We start from the raw sequence: 17,836 nt of genomic DNA, 5'->3' as shown, positions 1-17,836 counted from the left end.
TGTGGACTTGTCACCGGCTCCCTCGGCCGTGCTGTGCAGGTCACCTGCCGCCGAGTTCCCGGCGGAGCATGGCCAGAGTCTCCGCGGCCTCGACGGCCACGTCGTGGCGCGGGCCGTGGACGAGTACGACGTCCTCGTGCAGCGCCTCCAGACAGGCCCGGGCTTCTTCCGGGTCGCCCTGGCTCAGCAGCAGCATGCCGATGTCGCGGCGCAGCTCCACCGCCGCGTCGCTGACGTCGCTCTCGACGGCCCGTTCCACCTCCAGAACCCCCCGCAGCTCCGCCAGCGCCTCGGTCACCTGGCCGAGTTCGCCGCGGCAGCGCGCGGCCTGGGCGCGGCAGTCGCGGGCGGCCTCGCTGGTTGGCCCGTTGATGCGGGCGAACGCCTCGGCCAGCGCCTCGAACTCGGGCAGGGCCGCCCGGTGGTCGCCCGCCAGCTGCCGGCTGACCGCCCGGCGCTGCCGCAGGCGCAGGACGGCCTTGTTCTCGGCACCCAGGGCACGCGCCAGCGGATCGATCATCTCGCCCGCGACCTCGGCGGCCTGTGTGTAGCGCTCCTCCTCCATGAGCGCGATGTAGTGCTCGTCGACCTCCCGCAGCTGGGCCCGCAGCAGCTCCCGCTCGGGCGGTGAGACCACGTGCTCGGCGACCCGGCCGGGCGCTGCCGTGTCCGGGGTGACCCGGGGACGGCTCTCGGCCCGGGTGCGGGGCGCGTAGGGGCGGCGGTAGAGCCCGGTCGGGTCCGGCGCGCCGGGCGGCCCGGTCTCTCCGAGGGCGGAGGACTCCCCGGGCACGGGCAGGAAGGGCATCAGCCGCTCGTACACCTCCTGCACGTCCACCGGCCGGCTCTCCGGGGTCTTGCGCAGCAGGTGCAGGACCAGCGCCTCCAGCTCCTCCGGCACGTCGGCCCGCAGGCGCCGCAGCGGGGTGGGCGCGGCGCGGACGTGCTGGTCCATCAGCTCGAAGTCGCTGTGCGCGCTGAACAGCGGCTTGCCGCAGAGGAGTTCGTGCAGCACGCAGCCGAGGGCGTAGAGGTCGGTGCGCGGGGTGACCCGGGTGCCGCGCACCTGCTCGGGCGACATGTACTGGTGCGTGCCCAGCGGCCGGCCGGAGGCCGTCAGCCTCGTCACGTCGGTCTGCAGGATCGCCGCGACGCCGAAGTCGAGGACCTTCACCGTGCCGTCCCGCGCGACCAGGATGTTGGACGGCTTGAGGTCGCGGTGCACCACGGGCACGTCGTGCGCGTACGACAGCACGGTGGCGACCTGCGCGGCCACCGCCACCGCCCAGCTGACCGGGAGGGGCCGTTCCTCGTGCACGTACTGGGTGAGGGGGACGCCCTCCACCAGCTCCATGACGAGGAACAGGTGCTCGTAGCCGCTGTCGAGGACCGCGTCGTACACCTGCGGCACGCCCGGGTGCTGGATGCGGGCGGTGATCCGGGCCTCGCGGCGGAAGCGCCGCTCCAGCTCCTCGGCCAGCTGGGGCGTGGCGGCGACGACCTGCGGCCGGATCCGCTTCACGGCGACGGGCCGGTCGAGCACCGCGTCGTAGCCCCGCCACACGTCGCCCATTCCGCCGTTGCCGAGCCGCTCCAGCAGCTCGTAGCGGCCCGCGATCGGTCTGTCCGGCACCTGTCCCCGCCCCGCGTTCTGCACTCGCGCCTGCCCGCCCCCGAGCCCCGTTGGTACGCGGCCAGTTTCCCCGGAAAGGGATCACCGCGTCCAGCCCGGTGCTACGAGGGGGTGCGGCGGACGGGCGCCTCGTCGAGTTGAAGCGGAGGGTGAAGCAGGCGTGGGCGGGGGTCACCGGTGCGGGTTGTTCCGTTCGGTTCCTGCACGCAGCGTGGCTGGGTGTGCCTAGCGTGACCAGGGGTGACGCGCTGACGTAATGGGGATACCCGCGGACGCGCACCGAGTACGGGACGGTACGGCCGCGTGAGCGGGAAGAGGGATGTGCGGTGTTGGACGACAGGGAGAGCGGCGTCGACGGCGAGGTGCCGGGGCAGCGGCGCAGTGAGGAGGAGTCCGCCAAGGGCTTGATCGGCGCGTTCGGAAGACAGTTGAAGCTGCTGCGGACTCGGGCCGGCATGGAACGGGCCGAACTCGGCAGACGGGTCGGGTACTCGGCGGACACCATCGCCTCGTACGAGCAGGGACGGCGGGTTCCGCAGCCTCGGTTCATCGACCAGGCGGACGAGGTGCTGAACGCGGGCGGACTGTTGGTGGCCATGAAGGGGGAGGTGGCCCGGGCGCGGTACCCGGCGTTCTTCCGGGACATGGCCCGGCTGGAGGAAGAGGCTGTCTCACTCCATGTGTACGGAGCACTCGCAGTGCCTGGCCTGCTGCAGACCGAGGAGTACGCACGTGCGGTCTTCGCCATGCGCAGGCCTCTCCTTGACGAGGCGACGGTCGAGCAGCGGGTATCCGCTCGCCTGGCCCGACAGGAGATCTTCGCCCGAAGCCCACTCCCGACACTCAGCTACGTGATCGAGGAGGCGGTTCTGCGCCGTCCACTCGGCGGGGCGTCCACGCACAGAGGACAACTTGAACAGATCCTGCTCCACGGCCAGCGACGGAACGTGGAGATCCAGATCATGCCCACCACCGGCGTCGAACACTGCGGTCTCGGAGGCCCGTTCACTCTGGTCGAGAACAGAGACGGACAGCGGATGGCTTACGTTGAAGTCCAGCGGACCAGCCGCCTCTACAGCGAGCGGGAAGAGGTGCGGGATGTCGAGGAACAGTACGGCATCCTCAGGGCGCAAGCCCTGACTCCGCGTGAGTCGATGGCTTTCGTCGAGGGACTTCTGGGAGAGAGATGAACCGCCAGGCAAGGGAGCCCCACTGGTTCAAGAGCAGCTACAGCAGCGGGGAGGGGGGCGAATGCGTCGAGGTCTGTCTCGCGTCGGACATTGTGATGGTCAGGGACTCGAAGCGGGCAACCGGCCCGACGCTCAGCGTTGATGCCGATGCCTGGTCCGCCTTCGTGGAGCAGGCCGCGCGCGGCTGAGGCCGGCAAGGCGGGTGCGGTCCGGCGCCGGGGGGTGCCGGACCGCGGACACCGTGAGAAGTCGCCCGGCCGACTGACAGGGCGCGCGCATAAGTGCCCCTGCCGCAGCGCTACTCGATCACGCGTTGCGCAAGGAGTGAGGCAGGCGTGCCGCAGCGCGCGCTACGGCACAACTCGTAGCTACTCCTGTTCCGCCTGCTCATCGTGCAGTGCTCGCGCAAGATCAGAGAGAGTGGCGGTACCGTCCAACGTCCACCGCGCTGGTCCCTGCACTGCCACGGGTGCCTCCTGCCAGCCAGCGAGTTCGTAGAGGTTCAGGACCAGACGGGTGGGCGAGTAGGCCTTCCCGTCGATTGCCCATACCAGGCACCGCGTTCGGTCGTTCACCCAGGTGGCCTCGCCGCGTCGGGGGTCCTCCGCCAGCCAAGAGGTGAGCGCGTCAATCTCGGGTTTGTTCCACAGACGTAGCCGGACTGGGGTGCCGTTCTTGATCCTTCCGTTGTCCACAAGGGTAGGCACAGCGTTGGGGCGGCGTGGCTTGCGTTTACTCCCCTTGGTGGCCGTGTAGGTCGCCGGCAGGTCGGGGATGACTCCTTCGCGTTCGGCGTCACGCAGTACTAGCTCCGCTAGCCGCTTGCAGCGCCTGGCGTCAGTGAGTGTTCCACTGAGAAATGAGGTCGGCCCGTACTCCGCGTCGATGTGGTGGATCAACCAGGACAGGACCCGATTGGTAAGTGCGGGCACCTCTTGCAGCGCCGCGTCCCAGTCGTACTCCGGATCGTCGATGCGATCCTGATCGAGAAGCTGAAAGACCAGATGGGTGACGAGTAGGTCACCCCGCTGACTCACGTCGGCGGCGCGCTTTTGGAACCGCTTGCGCTCTTCGTTGAGAGCAGTACCCACCGTGCGATGCACAAGTACCGAGCGCCAGATCTGGAAGGCGTTGGGACGCTCTCCGAAGAGGCGAGGGTAGGCGCCTCTGTTGCCGCGTTCCCAGAGGAGGTCTGTGTCCCGCTTGGCTCGTACGGCGAGTTCGGTGTTGCGGTGCGCACAAGCCAGGGCAATGGCGGCGTGCACAACCGAGCAACCCTCGTCCGGCGCAGGGTCGGGCTCACCACGCTTGAATACGTAGGATTTTTGCAGGGACAGCATGAAGTCTTCGCGGATCATCGCCTGCACCTCATCCAAGGCGATGAAGTCGCGTTGCTCCACGTGGTTCTGCGTATTGGTTGTCTCTGTGATGCGCTGTGAGAGACCCGGCATGTTCTTGTCGACAACGATCACCTTGACCGTGACCTCGGCGTCCTCCACCGCTTCGGGGGCCGCCTCCATGGCGCGATGTGCCGCCGCGACGGTTTGTGCGCCGTTCACGACGCTGACTCCTGAGATGCGCAAGTGCACGGGCTCGTCTGGACGGCGGCGTCCCGGCCACTCCTCTTCAAGTTGATCGCACAGCACGGTCACCCCGTTGTTGAACAGCCAGAAGTTGTCCGGCTCATTCACCAGAGTGCTCAGCATGCCCGAATTAACTGGGGTTGTACCGAGGGACTGTCGCAAGTTCTGCTCGTACAGACGGCTTTCATGTGCCCTATACCACTCTGCGATATTGCTGGCTGGAACCGTGCCCTGGTAGGCGGTGAGTGGAGTGTTCCGACGAAGCCAGTTCGTCATCCGTACGGTTACCCGCACAGGCTCGGGCGAGAGATCCTCACGGATCTGTCGGAGGATGTTCGCAGCGTGGACTACGCGGTACTCAAGGACCGGTCCAAGGCCGTTGAACTCGTTCCGAGCGTCTTCGAGAACGTTGACGGTTTCTCTGCTGAGGGTCCCGACACCCATGAGAGCGATCACCAAAGTCACCTTTAGCCGAGCGTCATGCATCGCTGCGTTGACGCGAGCGACGATCGGCTCCAGGCGATCGTTGAAACGGTCGAAACTTCGCTGCTCGATGAGGCGGAGACCAGCGATGAGCTTGTGAGCCGCGTTGGTGTCGAGCTTGCCCTTGCCCTCGTCACTCCACTTGGCTTGAACGAGCCAAACCTCTTGTGTGCCCTCCGTGACTGCCACACCGTCAATGCCTTGATCATCTTCGCCGTCGATGACAGAGGCGCCAGCAGTCTTGTGATCGCAGCCGGTCACTTCGCGTACGGCGGCCGCCGTTAACGCGCGGGAGAGGAAACGCTGTTCGTAGCCCTGCTGGTCGTACCCTTTGAGGTCTTCGTCGTAAATAAGTCCCGTGTACTGCTGCAGGAGCGCAGTGCGGATCTGGTGGATATGGATAGGAGCCGTTGCGGCTCTGCGTTCTGTCTCTTCCAACTTCGCCCCCAGTGCCATGCGCTGCGTCGCCTGACACAGCCTAGCGTTGATCTTTCGTGACTGTCTGTCGAGGGATCGGAAAGGCGATGAACTGGTCGATCAAGCGACGCGGCACAGCCCGACCGTCTATGTTCATCAGACTGGGGCAACTTCAGTCAGGCCCGGCCGCGGTCCGGCGCCGGGTGATGCCGGACCGCGGACACCCTCAGAACTCATCCAGCCCCTCCTCCCGGCGGATCATCCGCCAGGCCGCGCGGCGCGCACTGCGGTCGAGGTTGGACTTGAAGTCCCGGTCCGTCCCGAAGTACCGCTTGCCGAGCGTGTCGATCGTGGAGACATGGTCCATCATGTTCTCCTCGAACTTCTTGTCGAAGACGACGCCGAAGTTCTCCTCGTCGTTGACGAGGGCGGCGGCCCGGACCTTCGGGTCCTTCTTCGTGGCGTTGAAGGCCGGGAGGACGTCCTCCTCGGTGAACTCCGTGCCGAACTTCGCGTTGAACTTCTCGATCAGATCGGACAGCAGCGACTTCTCGGCGTCCTTGCCGCCGCCGACCCCGTCGCCGAACCCCTTGAGTTCGGCCGGGCCCTCGGACACGAGGGACTTGTCGTGCTCGCCGGTCTTCTCGACGCGCAGGTGGCTGAGGTCGACCTCGCCTATGTCGACGCCGCCGTCCGCGAGGCGGGGCAGCCGGTTGAGCAGGTAACGCCCGTACAGGTACAACCGCTCCAGGTCGGCGTCCTGGTAGGGGACGATCTGCGCCAGGAAGCCGTACTTGCGGACGTAGTCGTTGAGGTTCGCCCGGAACTCCTCGGCGGCCTCTACGTCGTCCTCCTCCTCGCTCTCCAGGAGGGCGCTGAAGCGGGTGCCGGCGGGGGAGAGGAGCCGGTACAGCTCGGCATGCAGCTTCTCCCACTTGGCCTGGGAGCCACCGGCCTTCTCCTGCGCCTCCAGGTACGCGGCGACGAACGCGTCCATGTCCTGCTCCGAGATGATCGGCGCGGACATGACGCGGCTCTGGGCCGTGTAGAGGAGGTTCGGGTCGGAGGGCAGGGTGTGCGCCTCCTCGAAGTACGGGCGGAAGGCGTCCTGGATGTCTTCGGCGTCGTTGACGAAGTCCAGGACGGCCAGGTCGGCCTGCGACTTGCGGTCGGCCGTGCGGTTAAGGCGCGAGAGTGTCTGCACGGCGGCGATGCCGGTCAGCGTCTTGTTGACGTACATCGTCGTGAGGAGCGGCTGGTCGAAGCCGGTCTGGTACTTCTCGGCGACGACGAGGATCCGGTATTCCTGCTGCCCCTTGCCGCCGGCCTTCGCGGCCTTGTCGTCGGCGCGGGTGTAGCCGAACGCCTTGGGCAGCGCGCTCTCCGACAGGCCGCCGTTCTCCTTGCTCTCGGTGGTCTCCTCGCCGTCGATGGTGAGGGAGCCGGAGAAGGCGACCAGGACGCCGAGGTCCGGGTACTTGGTGCCGTACTCGCGGTCGGCGATGTAGCTGCGGATGGCGCGGGCCATCTGCACGGCGGAGTGGCGGGACGCCGTGACCACCATGGCCTTGGCACGTCCGCCGAGCCGGCTGCGGGTGTGGGCGAGGAAGTGCTCGACGATCACCGTGGCGTGCTGGGACACGGTGTGCTCGTGCATGAGGGCGAACCGGGCGAGGTGGCTGTTCGCCTTGGAGGGGTCGACCTCCTTCTCGTCGCGGTTGAGGTTCGCAAGCTTCCAGTAGGTGTTGTAGGTGACGTAGTTGCGCAGGGGGTCGAGGATGAAGCCCTCTTCGATGGCCTGGCGCATGGAGTAGGTGTGGAAGGGGCGATAGACGGTCTTGCCGCTCTCCACGCCTTCCGTGCCGAAGAGTTCGAGGGTCTTGGACTTGGGGGTGGCCGTGAAGGCGAAGTAGGAGAGGTTGGCGGCCTGGGAGCGCTCGACCGCCTTCGCCTTCAGCTTGTCGTCGAGGGTGACCGTGGTCGCGCCCTCGTCGTCCGAGTCGGCGTCCAGGCCGAGGTCGCGCAGGGCCGACTTCACGGCGGTGGCCGCGTCGCCGGACTGGGAGGAGTGCGCCTCGTCGACGATGATCGCGAAGCGGGTGCCCTTGATCTCGGTCGGGTTGTCCTTGATGTAGTTCAGCAGCGCCGGGAACGAGTGCAGGGTGACCGTGACGATCTTGCCGGTGTCCCGGGAGAGGGCGCGGGCGAGCTGTTCGCTCTTCGCTCCGTGCTTCTCGTCGATCTTCACGACCAGGCCGTCGGTCTGCGAGAAGCTGCCCACCGTCGCTGAGAGTTGGGCGTCCAGGGCGCGGCGGTCGGTGATGACGATGACCTTGTCGAAGACGGGCTCACCCGGCTTGATACGGCCGTCGGCGAGGGCGTCGGGCCGCAGGACGGCGGGGTCGCGGCGGGCGTGCAGGTCGCTGAGGCGATGGGCCAGCCAGCCGATGGTGTTCGACTTGCCGGAACCGGCCGAGGCCATGATCAGGTAGTTCTGGCCGGCTCCGTGGACGGACGCGTGCGCGGTGAGCTTGCGGACCACGTCCCACTGGTGGAAGCGGGGGAAGATCGTCGACTTGGTGGTGCCGCCGCCGGGCGTCTTGTGCTTCTGCTGGTGCACGAAACGCTGGAGGAGGTCGAGCCAGTTGTCCCGCTGCCAGACCTCTTCCCAGAGGTAGGAGGTGGCGTACTTGCCGTGGGCGGCCGGCGCCGGGTTGCCGGCCCCGCCGGGCTGGCCGGGACCGTTCGAGCCGGTGTTGAACGGCAAAAACCGGGTGCTCTTGCCGCGCAGTTGCGTGGTGACGAAGACCAGGTCGGGGTCGACGGCGAAGTTGGCGATGACGCGGCGCGTGAAGATCAGCTCGGTCGGGTCGCGGTCGGTCCGGTACTGCTCCTTGGCCTGCTCGACGCCCTGGCCGGTGAGTGGGTTCTTCAGCTCGGCGGTGGCGACGGGGATGCCGTTGAGGAACAGGGTCAGGTCGAGGCGGTGGCCCCAGTCGGTCTGCTTGGTGGCGTAGGGGAGTTCGCGTACGACGGTGAGGCGGTTGGCCCGGTAGCCGTCGAGGACGGAGGGGGTGGAGATGAGGTTGGGCTTGAAGTAGGCGACGCGGAGCCGGACTCCGCGGTCCTTCACGCCGTTGCGGAGGACGTGGAGCAGCCCGTCGTCGGCGATGGCCCGGTCGAGGCGCTGCGCGAAACCGCGCTGCGCCTCGTTGGGGTTGCCACCGTAGACGGTGAGGAGTTCATCCCACTCGTCGGGCTGGGTGGCGCCGATGAAGGTGAACAACTCGTTGGTGTCGAGCCCGAGGTCGGCCTGGTAATCCTCCGGGTTCGCCTCCCGCCAGCCGCGCTGGCAGAGGGCGGCGACGATGGCAGAACCGAAGGACGACTCGTCGTGCACGGGGCTCATACGGAGACTCCTTCGGTTTCGTCACGTCCGCTGGCGGTGGTGACGTCGAACTGGCCGGTCACGGCGGCGGTGATGAGGGCTTGGCGCCGTTCGTTGAGCAGTGAAACCTGCCGTTCAATCAGAGCGCGCATCTCGTCCAGAGCCAAACGCTGGCGGTCGATGCGTCGGACCACATCCTTCTGCGCGTCGAGAGCCGCAGCCGGAACCGGCCACGCTTTGATTTCCTCAAAACGAATATTAGCCATGGACTGAGAAGCGCCGTTCGAGGAAGCAGAGCACAAGCCGCGAATTCTGCTTCCTCGTGCAACCATCGCCACGAACTCTGGTGTAATGCCTGCGTCGAGACGCACTCGAAAGATCTTGTCGGAGAGGAGGAGCTTCCCTCGGGTCTGGGGCACGACAGCTGTCGAACCGACTAGCTGAGGCGTGTTTGCTCGGGTGATAAGGAGGTCTCCTGTGCGGACCTCATGCCTGACGTCGGGCTCCACGTCTGAAGGGAGGCGTTTGTTGGCATCCGGGAAGAAGCGACCTGGACGGAGACAGCTGACTTTAAGTACGCCCCACTCGTCAGGCCCTGCGGGGAGCGCTTCAGCTTGTGGGCTCGTTCCCTGGTCAACGCCGCGAAGGAACCGTCGGAAAGGTACTGTCCCCCATTGGTCAACGAGTTCATCGACCGCTGAGTCGAGTTGGGCCCCTTCCCGTTCTTCGAGCTTCTCCAGTGTGCGGCCCTGCAAGTGGATCAGTCGGTCGATGCGGGGAGTCTCAACATCGAGAAAGTCAGCGATGCGTCGCTGCTCCTCCTCCGCAGGGAAGGCCCAACGGGATGCGAAGAATGCTTGCGTGTCGAGGTTCTGGATGCCGGTAGTCTGCTTGATCGCGGCCTGGGTTAGTCCTTGCCCATATGCCGCAGCGAACACGTAGGTCAGGAATCTGGAGTCGACGTCGGCAGACGGCTTGATGCGTGCACAGAAGTTGGAGCTGACTACTGCGTCAGTGTCAGTGACCAGGACAGCCATACCTACGGGCTGCTTTTCGCCGCCACCAGACTTCTCGAGAACAAGGTCACCAGGACGCAGAAGGTGCTGACGGAGCGACGAGGGCTCTACATAGCGCAATGGGGCGTTGGAGAGGTCCGCGCGACGTGCCACGCGATCAAAGTCTGTGGCACGGATGCAGCGAACGTTGTTGCCATCCTCAACTGGGTCACCGCCCCAGGTGCCGTTGGCTGAAGAGGAAATGAGATCTTTGAGACGCCCACGAGTCCAGTGAGCGGGTGCTGAGCTAAGCCACTGATCTGCGCGGGTCATTCCGTCACCTCCCCCAAAAGCCCCTGAATCTCCGCCTCCAGCGCCTTCAACTCCGCGTCGATCTCCGCCAACGGTCGAGGCGGCTCGTACACGTAGAAGTGCCGAGTGAACGGAATCTCGTACCCGATCTTCGTCTTGCTGTGGTCGATCCACGCGTCCGGCACGTGCGGGTGGACCTCCCGCTTCAGGTACTCCTCGACGTCCTCGCCCAGCGGCACGTTCTCGTAGTCCCGAAGCTCCGAGTCCGGCTCAGGCTGACCCTTGACGGTCTGCACCTCGCCCTCCGGATCCCGCACCCCGACGACCTCACGCAGCGCCTTGTTGAACGGCGCCCCCGTGGGCCACGTCCCGCCGGCCTGTACCACCGCGTCCTTCAACGCGAGCCAGGCTTCCTGCTTCGTACCCCACCGCGCGCCCATCAGGGACTTGAAGGCGTCCGCCAGCGCCGCAGCCTGCGGGAGCTTTTGGATGACCTTGGACGCCCCCAGCGCCGCCAGCGTCTCCTCCGTCACCTCGAACCACAGCTTCAGCGGGCGTTCCACCGTGATCCGCTGGTAGCCGAAGTCCTCGTTCCAGAAGACCTTCACCTTGCCGTGCAGCGGGTGCTCCGCGTCCCCAGCCACCGCCAGGGCCTCGCCGTACAGCTTGACCACCTCGGCGATGTGCTCCTTGCCCAGCGCCTTGCGCTTGTCGCCCAGCGACTTGCGCATCTTCTGCCACTGGCCCCGCGCGTCCAGCAGCACGACCTTGCCCTTGTGGTCCGGGCTCTTGCGGTTGGTCAGGATCCAGAAGTACGTCGAGATGCCGGTGTTGTAGAAGAGCTGGTCCGGGAGGGCGACGATGCCCTCCAGCCAGTCGTTCTCCAGAATCCAGCGACGGATCTCCGACTCGCCCGAGCCGGCCGCGCCGGTGAAGAGGGGCGAGCCGTTGAAGACGATCGCCAGGCGCGAGCCGCCCCCGCCGTCCACGTCGACCGGCTTCATCTTCGAGATCATGTGCTGGAGGAACAGCAGCGAACCGTCGTTGATGCGGGGCAGGCCCGCGCCGAAGCGGCCGGCGTCGCCGAGCTGCTTGTGCTCGGCCTCGACCTCGTCCTTGACCTTCTTCCACTCCACGCCGAACGGGGGGTTGGCCAGCATGTAGTCGAAGGTCTTGCGCGCGTGGCCGTCGTCGGAGAAGGAGTTGCCGAAGGCGATGTTCTCCGGGTCCTGGCCCTTGATCATGAGGTCGGACCGGCAGATCGCCCACGACTCGGGGTTCAGCTCCTGCCCGTACACCTCCACCGTGGCGTCGGGGTTGAGCTCCGTGATCAGGTCGTCCATCGCGGAGAGCATGCCGCCCGTGCCGCAGGCCGGGTCGAGGACCGTGCGGACCGCGCCCGGAAGCTGGAGCGCGTCGCCGTCCGGGGCGACCAGCAGCCGCACCATGAGCTGGATGACCTCACGCGGCGTGAAGTGCTCACCGGCCGTCTCGTTGGACTGCTCGGAGAAGCGGCGGATCAACTCCTCGAAGATGTAGCCCATGTTGTGGTTGGGCACGATCTCGGGACGCAGGTCCAGGTCGGTGAACTGGCCGATGACCTTGTAGAGCAGCCCCGCGCTGTCCAGCCGCTTGATCTGCTGGGCAAACTCGAAGCGGTCCAGCACACCTCGGGCGTTGTCGGAGAACGCCCCCACGTACACCGCGAGGTTCTTCGCCGCGTTCTGCGGGTCCGCGGCGATCTTCTTCAGAGTGAGCGTGGACGTGTTGTAGAAGGCGTGGCCGGAGGCCTTGCGGAGGAACTTGTCCGCGAGGATGTCCTGGCCCTCGAACTTCGTCACGGTCTCCGCGACCTTTTCGCGGGTCGGCTGCAGTACGCATTCCAGTCGCCGCAGGACCGTGAACGGCAGGATGACCTTGCCGTAGTCGGACTGCTTGTAGTCCCCCCGCAGGAGGTCGGCGACGGACCACGCGTGGTTCGCCAACTCCGTGTGCTTGCTGCTGTTCAAGACTTCTTCCCGTTTCCCTTCCGGGGCCGGTACGGATGACTGTGAGCGCGGCGGGAGGAGGTTCCTCATCCGTCCGCTTCAAGAGTGGGGGTAGCTCCGGAGCCTAGGTCGGCTCCGGCACCAGCTGCCCGCCCGTGAGCCCCCCGCTCACGAGCCGGGCCGTCTCCTCGGCCAAGTCCTGTGCGCGCCGCGCCTGTTCACGCAGCGCCTCGACACGGCGGAAGGCCTCGCCGTACCGTCGCTGCTCCGCCAGCGGCAGCAGCGGTACGCGCAGCCGCCCCGGGCTGAGGTGGAGTGACGAGCTGCCGGTCGAGGCACCTGCCAGGTTGGCCTCCGAGCTGAGGAAACCGAGGAGGAACCAGGGGTCCAGCCGTGCCGGATCCGGCCGGAACAGGTGGACGCCGACCCCCAGCAAGGCACCGGACTCCGCCTCGCCCGCAACCCGGGCCGCGGGGCCGGTGCCGCCGACCAGGTTGCGGACCAGGACGTCGCCCACGGCGATCTCGGGCATCTGCTCAGCCTGCACGTCCAGGGCCTGCCCCGTCGGCCCGGTCCCGCGGGCGATGTCGCCGCCCGTCAGCACAGGCGGGCGTTCCCCGCCGTCGGCGCCCGCTTCCGCGTCCTCCGTCTCGGCGGCCATCGCCCGCGGCGAGACCGGGACCGCACGCAGCACCTTCAGCGCCCCGCCCCGGGCCAGGTCCGACACCGTGGCAGTGCGCCACGCGCGGGCCGAAGCCCCTGCCGCTTCCCACGGCGCCGTGCCGGCCAGCTCGGCCACCGTCCGCACGGCCGCCGCCAGTCCTTCGCGCGTCGCCGCCGTCTCGCGGGCCAGTTCCTGCGGGTCGATGTCCGCCTGCGAGGAGCGCACCTGCCGGGCCGGGGTCACGTCGACCACCTCGTCGAGCAGGTCGACCACGCTCACCGCCCGCGCCACACCGGCCTGCGCCTCGAACCCGTCCGGGTCCTCGGCGTATGCCGTCCACGCGGAGAGGATCTGCTCGGTCACCCGCGCCCAGTCCACCGAACCCGAACGGGTTCCGCCGCGCCCCGGCACCGACGGCTCGCCCACCGTGTCGACGAAGAGCACCGTCTGGTACGCCGGCCGGGTCGGCTCCGGTCGCTGCAGCACCCACACTTGCAGGCCGATGTGGAGCGGGATCGCCGCCCCAGGCGGCAGGGCCGCCACCGCCCGCAGCGCGCCGCTGCGGATCAGCTCGGCGCGGATACGGCGGCCGGAGGAGCGGGACGCCGTGGCCGGGGGGAGGAGCAGCACGGCGTGGCCGCCCGGTTCGAGGTGGGCCAGCGCGTGCTGGACCCAGGCCAGTTCGGACTCGGCGCGGGGCGGGAAACCGTACGCCCAGCGCGAGTCGTAGGCCAGTTCGTCGTGACCCCAGTCCCGGTCGCCGTAGGGCGGGTTGCTCAGCACGGCGTCGACGGTGAGGTCCGGGAAGGCGTCGGCGCGCAGGCTGTCGCCTGTGCGCACGGTGACGTCCGCGCCGTCCCCGGCCGTCAGGGTCAGACCGACCGCGGTGCGCCGGGCCTGGACGGGGAGGCTGTCCTGCCCGTACAGCTCGCGGGCGCCGCGTGCGGCGGCTGCCGTCAGCAAGGTGCCGCTGCCGCAGGCGGGGTCGAGGACGCGGGTCGGGGACCCCGGGATCAGGCGGGCGAGGAGGCCGGCGAGCGGGGCCGGGGTGCGGTAGGCGCCGCTGGCGGCGCTATCCTCCAGCTCCCGCTCCGCCAGTACGGCCAGCGCCGTCTGTGCGCTCTCGTCGCGGACGCAGAGCAGCAGGGCGCGCAGCACTGTGGTGTCGGCGGCGGTGAACTCGACGGGTTCCGTGTCCGGCACCACGTCCGAGACCCCGGCCGCCGCGTCGTTGGCCTGCTTCACCAGGTCGGCGTCGGGCAGCGCGAGCAGACCGGTGAGGTCGTCGGCGGGGCGACGGGCCGCCGCCAGGACCAGCAGGAGCAGGTCGGGCGTGCCGGCGCCGGCCCGCTCGCGGAGGCGCAGGGTGGTGCGCAGCTCCCCGCTGGGCGTGGCCGCCGTGTGCTGTCCGCGGGAGGCGAGCCAGGCGCGGACTTCCTCCAGGTCGTACAGGGGGCTGCTGTCCGTGCCGCCCGAGGGCGCGGGAAAGTCCACGTGCCGGCGGCGCCAGTTGCTGACGGTGGCCCGCGTGACGCCCGCGATGCGGGAGATCTCGGCGGCTGTCACCTGGGCGGATGGTGCGGGTGGCTGCGGCATGGATGCGGTCCTGGCTCCGATGGTCGGCGTGGTCACACCCTACAGCACGCGTCAACTCCCGCAAGCTGATGGACAACGCTTTCACGTGCATGCTTACATGTAGTCGCTTCCGTCGCTGAGCGACACTCACGACGTGGAGCGTCACTTTCGTTGCCACAGCCATGTCCTTGAGCGTTCAGCCCCTCATCCGGCCCGCCTGTCGGCGGGATACAGGGGACGTGCGGCGCCTCGGGGCAGGCCGAGGTCGATCGACCACCACCCAGGGGGGGACCCATGCGCCCGACCGTGCCGCGCGGCATCCCGGCAGGACTCCCGCTCACCGTCATGCCGGTCCGGCCGGACGCGGTCATCGGCACCAGGTCCCTCGCGACGCCGGTACGTCTCGTGCCGTCACCGCGTCAGGCGGAGGAGTCGCGCACCCTCAAGACCATGTCCGGGCAGGACCGGCGTCAGGTCGAGCCGCGCGCACGACCGTACGGCGGACGCTGAAGTTCCAGAGCGGCCGGACGGCGTGAAGGACTGCGCCGGCCGCGTCGCGGGCGCACTCCTCGACCCGAACGGCGAGTTGAGCCGGACGTTCGGGGCGTGCGGAGCTGAACGGGCCTGCGGCACGGGCCTTTTGACGCCGCGACTTCCCCAGCCGACGCCCGTCTCCGGACGGGCCCCACCAGCAGGGCGCGACCCGCGGCTCGCCACCCGCGTACCCGTGCCGTCCAGGCTGTGACCCCGCGTCCGCCCCCGGTTGGCCCCCCCGGTCCGGACCCGGCGCGGCGGTTCCGCTTCCGTCCGCATGCGCGCCCTCTCCTTCCGCCACCCGTCAGTCCCTTCCGTTCACCTCCCTATAAGGAGCGACCTCATGAACTACCCGAACATCTCCGGCACGCCGTCCTCTGCCTCCCCTTCGTCTCCGCACGCCGGGAGGAAGCCGTCGTGGCACGGAGCGCGGCTCACCCCCGCTGTCTCGCGTCTCGCGCTGATCGCGGCGCCCCTGGCCCGCCCGCGCAGGACCGTCCTCGCCGTGGCCGCGGCAGTCGTGGGCTGCTCCCTGTCCGCCTGCTCCAGCACCGGCGGCAACCAGGCCGACATCGAACCGCCGGCGGCCACCGTGAGCGCCTCGCAGGACACCCGGAGCGCCGGGGACGCGCAGACCGCCCAGGACGACTCCGACAGTGACACCTTCACCGTCGCGCTGGACAAGACCGCCAAGTGGAACAACGGCGTCAAGGCGCGGCTCAGCGGCTTCAGCCGGGGCACCTCCGGCGAGTACGCCAGCCCGTCCGGCAAGGCCTACCTGGCCTTCTCCGTCACCATGCAGAACGGCTCCAAGTCCTCGATCGACCTGAGCATGGTCAGCCTGTCCTGCCCGGACGGCGCCGAGGAGGTCTTCGACACGGACGCCGGCTTCGCCGGCACACCGGACACGCACCTGCTGCCGGGCAAGTCGCAGAGCTGGAAGGCGGCCTGCGTGTTCCCCAAGACGGCCAGGAACGCCCAGATCGAAATCATGCCGACCGACACGTCCGGGTCCGGCTGGTACCGCACGGCCATCTTCACCGGCCAGGTGCAGTAGCCCCGACCGCGTACGGAGCCCCGCCAGTTGCGCTCGTCGTCGGCCACACGGCGGCGGCTCACGCCTCCGCCGTCATCGGGTGCAGACCGGAACCGTGTCCACGGGCCGGCCGTACCCGCGCCCGATCGCACACCCTGTGCGGCCCCCTTCACCACCACCCGCGACCTGGAAGGCCACCGTGACGATCACCGAGCACACCGAGCTGATCCGTCGCTTCGCCGACGACTTCACCGGCCTTCAGGAGGCCGTCCTCGCACGAATGAACGGGATCTGCGCTCCGGAGACCGCCGCGGCCCTGGAACACGTTTCGCTCGCCGGCCCCATCACCGTCGCTCTCGCCCACGCCGACGTCCTCGCCCGCGGAGAGGTCCGGCGCGCGGAACTCTTGGCTCAGCTCGCCGAGCGGCTGCGCCGGCTGCGAGCACACGCACGCAGGGTGCGACGGGCCCGGTCGCAGGCGGAGGCCGTGTACAAGGAGCAGCGTGCCCGCCGCCTCGCCGGCCGCTCCCAGCCGGTGGACATGCTGGAGCTGAGAGTGGCGCGCAGGGCGTCCCCCGCGGCCTTCGCCGAGGCCTTGCGGCAGGAACTCCGCGACAGGGGGGTGCCGGACGGCACACCGCAGGCGCCGGAGAGCGACCTCGCCCAGTGGGCCTGGGACCGGAGAACGGCAGGCGACGAACTGCCGGCAGCGGTACGTGAACTGCGGGACTGCGACGACGACGCCTTCGTCCGGGCGCTCCTGCGCGATGCTTGGGAAGAGGAGAACCCGTACCTCGCGCACGAGGCGATGGCCGAACGGTGGAGCCGCCACGCCCGTGCGGCGCTGGCCTGGGGCCGCTACGCGATCGGTCAGGCCGAACGGGAGGTACTCGCCTGCGTTCCCTCCGCGCGGCGCACCCGGCTTGACGCTCTGGACGCCGCCTACCAGGACGCCGCGGTTCTCGCCGCCCGTGCCCGCGAGGCCCTGCTCCGGACCACGGAGCTCCACGAGCGGATGCGAGCCTGCGTGACCACGGGGCCTTTCGCGGACCTCGTCGCGCAGTGCCGCGCCGCGGCCCTGGCGCGCTTCGCCGACACCGAGCCCGAGTTGTGGCACCGGGTGCGGGAGCTGGTTGCGCGACACCAGGCGGATTGCCGCGAACGGGCCGACGGCTGCCCGCACTGCCACCGCGCTCTCGCGGCCCTCCTGCCCGACGCCCACTCTGCCGACACGGCAGAGAACGGCGACGGTGAACATCAGACGGACTCAGTTCCGGCCGACGTGGACCGCTACGCCCTGCTCGCCGACCTCCCCGACACAGCCGTCGTGGCCGTCGCCGACGCTGCCGTCGGCGACGACTCCGCACTGTGCGGCTACGGCTGGGCCGCCGAGGACGGGACCACCGGATACGGCGACTCCCTGGCGTCGAGCAGCGGCGAAGCCGAAGTCCTCGGCATCTGCGCTGCCGCCCTCAGCCTCCTCGAGCACCACGAGGACGCGGCCGTGGTCCTGCTGTGCGACAGCGCGCAGGCAGTCGACGTGGTCGACTCGGCCCTGCGCTCCGCGGACCCGGCCCTCGCCCACCGAACCCTCCTCTTCCCGGAGAGCCGGCACCTGATGGGCCGTCTGCTGCGCCACCGCCACCGCGTGCAGGTCCGCTGGCTGAAGGGCCACATCGGACACGACCTCAACGAAACCGCCGACGCCTTTGCCCGCCTCGCCCTCCGCCGCGCCACCGGCCGCATCACCCCCTCCGCCGCCCGGAAGGAGGAGGCACGGATCCTCCGCTCGCTCGGCTCGGGTGCCGGCCCCCTCTTGGTCGCTGCCTGAGTCCATGGTCCGGGGCGGCAGCTGAAGGCGTCGCCTCCAGACGGGAGCGGAGAGACCGGACGGCAGTCGCCGGGGCCACCGAAAGGGGTGGGCTTCGAGCGGCACAGTGGTGCGCCCTGCCTCCCTCCGGTCGCACCGCCCCGACAGCAAGCACAGCCGGGCACACGAGGGCGTGCGTTGCGGTTTGCTGCGACTCCGTTGTGCAAC

Annotated in this window: 11 protein-coding genes; 5 read left to right on the top strand and 6 right to left on the bottom strand. The window is 68.8% G+C overall.

Annotated features, from left to right (window positions below):
* Positions 1-40: 40 nt before the first annotated feature.
* Positions 41-1,633, bottom strand: coding sequence for a protein kinase domain-containing protein (locus OG448_RS05310; RefSeq protein WP_405551761.1), 1,593 nt, complete (start codon positions 1,631-1,633; stop codon positions 41-43).
* A gap of 329 nt (positions 1,634-1,962) precedes the next feature.
* Here OG448_RS05310 and OG448_RS05305 point away from each other — a divergent pair, with 329 nt between their 5' ends.
* Together OG448_RS05305 and OG448_RS05300 are read left to right on the top strand one after the other, a co-directional pair.
* A complete protein-coding gene (locus tag OG448_RS05305) occupies positions 1,963-2,823 on the top strand; it encodes a helix-turn-helix domain-containing protein (RefSeq protein WP_405551760.1) in 861 nt (286 codons plus the stop codon).
* Entirely contained in the window at positions 2,820-3,011 is a 192-nt protein-coding gene (locus tag OG448_RS05300) for a DUF397 domain-containing protein (protein ID WP_405551759.1), read from the top strand. Before OG448_RS05305 ends, OG448_RS05300 begins: the two co-directional genes overlap by 4 nt.
* A 180-nt stretch (positions 3,012-3,191) precedes the next feature.
* Here OG448_RS05300 and OG448_RS05295 read toward each other — a convergent pair whose 3' ends face one another.
* From OG448_RS05295 to OG448_RS05275, 5 genes are all read right to left on the bottom strand, one after another.
* Positions 3,192-5,345 carry an AIPR family protein gene (locus tag OG448_RS05295; RefSeq protein WP_405551758.1) on the bottom strand — a complete coding sequence of 718 codons (2,154 nt, stop codon included), beginning with the start codon at positions 5,343-5,345 and terminating at the stop codon, positions 3,192-3,194.
* Between the two features lie 187 nt (positions 5,346-5,532).
* Positions 5,533-8,715, bottom strand: a complete 3,183-nt coding sequence (locus OG448_RS05290) for a type I restriction endonuclease subunit R (RefSeq protein ID WP_405551757.1) — start codon at positions 8,713-8,715, stop codon at positions 5,533-5,535.
* Positions 8,712-10,022: a hypothetical protein gene (locus OG448_RS05285; RefSeq protein ID WP_405551756.1), complete on the bottom strand. Its 1,311-nt coding sequence runs from the start codon at positions 10,020-10,022 to the stop codon at positions 8,712-8,714. Before OG448_RS05285 ends, OG448_RS05290 begins: the two co-directional genes overlap by 4 nt.
* The gene (locus OG448_RS05280; protein ID WP_405551755.1) at positions 10,019-12,010 is read right to left on the bottom strand and encodes an N-6 DNA methylase; all 1,992 of its coding nucleotides are present in this window, start codon (positions 12,008-12,010) and stop codon (positions 10,019-10,021) included. The genes OG448_RS05285 and OG448_RS05280 overlap by 4 nt, the downstream gene beginning before the upstream one ends.
* 103 nt (positions 12,011-12,113) lie before the next feature.
* The gene (locus OG448_RS05275; protein ID WP_405551754.1) at positions 12,114-14,219 is read right to left on the bottom strand and encodes an N-6 DNA methylase; all 2,106 of its coding nucleotides are present in this window, start codon (positions 14,217-14,219) and stop codon (positions 12,114-12,116) included.
* A gap of 303 nt (positions 14,220-14,522) precedes the next feature.
* On the opposite strand from OG448_RS05275, the gene OG448_RS05270 reads away from it, so the two are divergent.
* The 3 genes from OG448_RS05270 (at position 14,523) to OG448_RS05260 (ending at position 17,629) form a co-directional block, all read left to right on the top strand.
* On the top strand, positions 14,523-14,738 hold the full coding sequence (locus OG448_RS05270; protein ID WP_405551753.1) for a hypothetical protein: 216 nt from the start codon (positions 14,523-14,525) through the stop codon (positions 14,736-14,738).
* 367 nt (positions 14,739-15,105) lie between these two features.
* Positions 15,106-15,819, top strand: a complete 714-nt coding sequence (locus tag OG448_RS05265; RefSeq protein ID WP_405551752.1) for a hypothetical protein — start codon at positions 15,106-15,108, stop codon at positions 15,817-15,819.
* A 178-nt stretch (positions 15,820-15,997) separates the two neighbouring features.
* The gene (locus OG448_RS05260) at positions 15,998-17,629 is read left to right on the top strand and encodes an RNase H family protein (protein WP_405551751.1); all 1,632 of its coding nucleotides are present in this window, start codon (positions 15,998-16,000) and stop codon (positions 17,627-17,629) included.
* The last annotated feature ends 207 nt before the right edge of the window (positions 17,630-17,836 follow it).

The organism is Streptomyces sp. NBC_01171 (assembly GCF_045039805.1).
Classification (GTDB): Bacteria; Actinomycetota; Actinomycetes; order Streptomycetales; family Streptomycetaceae; genus Streptomyces.
The sequence above is the reverse complement of the archived record's forward strand: the minus strand, read 5'-3'. Positions and strand labels throughout refer to the sequence as shown.

What these genes read in the sequence shown, in the direction of transcription:
- OG448_RS05265 (WP_405551752.1), top strand. Translation starts at nt 15,106, where the DNA reads ATGAACTACCCGAACATCTCCGGCACGCCGTCCTCTGCCTCCCCTTCG.
- OG448_RS05285 (WP_405551756.1), bottom strand. Translation starts at nt 10,022, where the DNA reads ATGACCCGCGCAGATCAGTGGCTTAGCTCAGCACCCGCTCACTGGACT.
- OG448_RS05295 (WP_405551758.1), bottom strand. Translation starts at nt 5,345, where the DNA reads ATGGCACTGGGGGCGAAGTTGGAAGAGACAGAACGCAGAGCCGCAACG.
- OG448_RS05270 (WP_405551753.1), top strand. Translation starts at nt 14,523, where the DNA reads ATGCGCCCGACCGTGCCGCGCGGCATCCCGGCAGGACTCCCGCTCACC.
- OG448_RS05290 (WP_405551757.1), bottom strand. Translation starts at nt 8,715, where the DNA reads ATGAGCCCCGTGCACGACGAGTCGTCCTTCGGTTCTGCCATCGTCGCC.
- OG448_RS05300 (WP_405551759.1), top strand. Translation starts at nt 2,820, where the DNA reads ATGAACCGCCAGGCAAGGGAGCCCCACTGGTTCAAGAGCAGCTACAGC.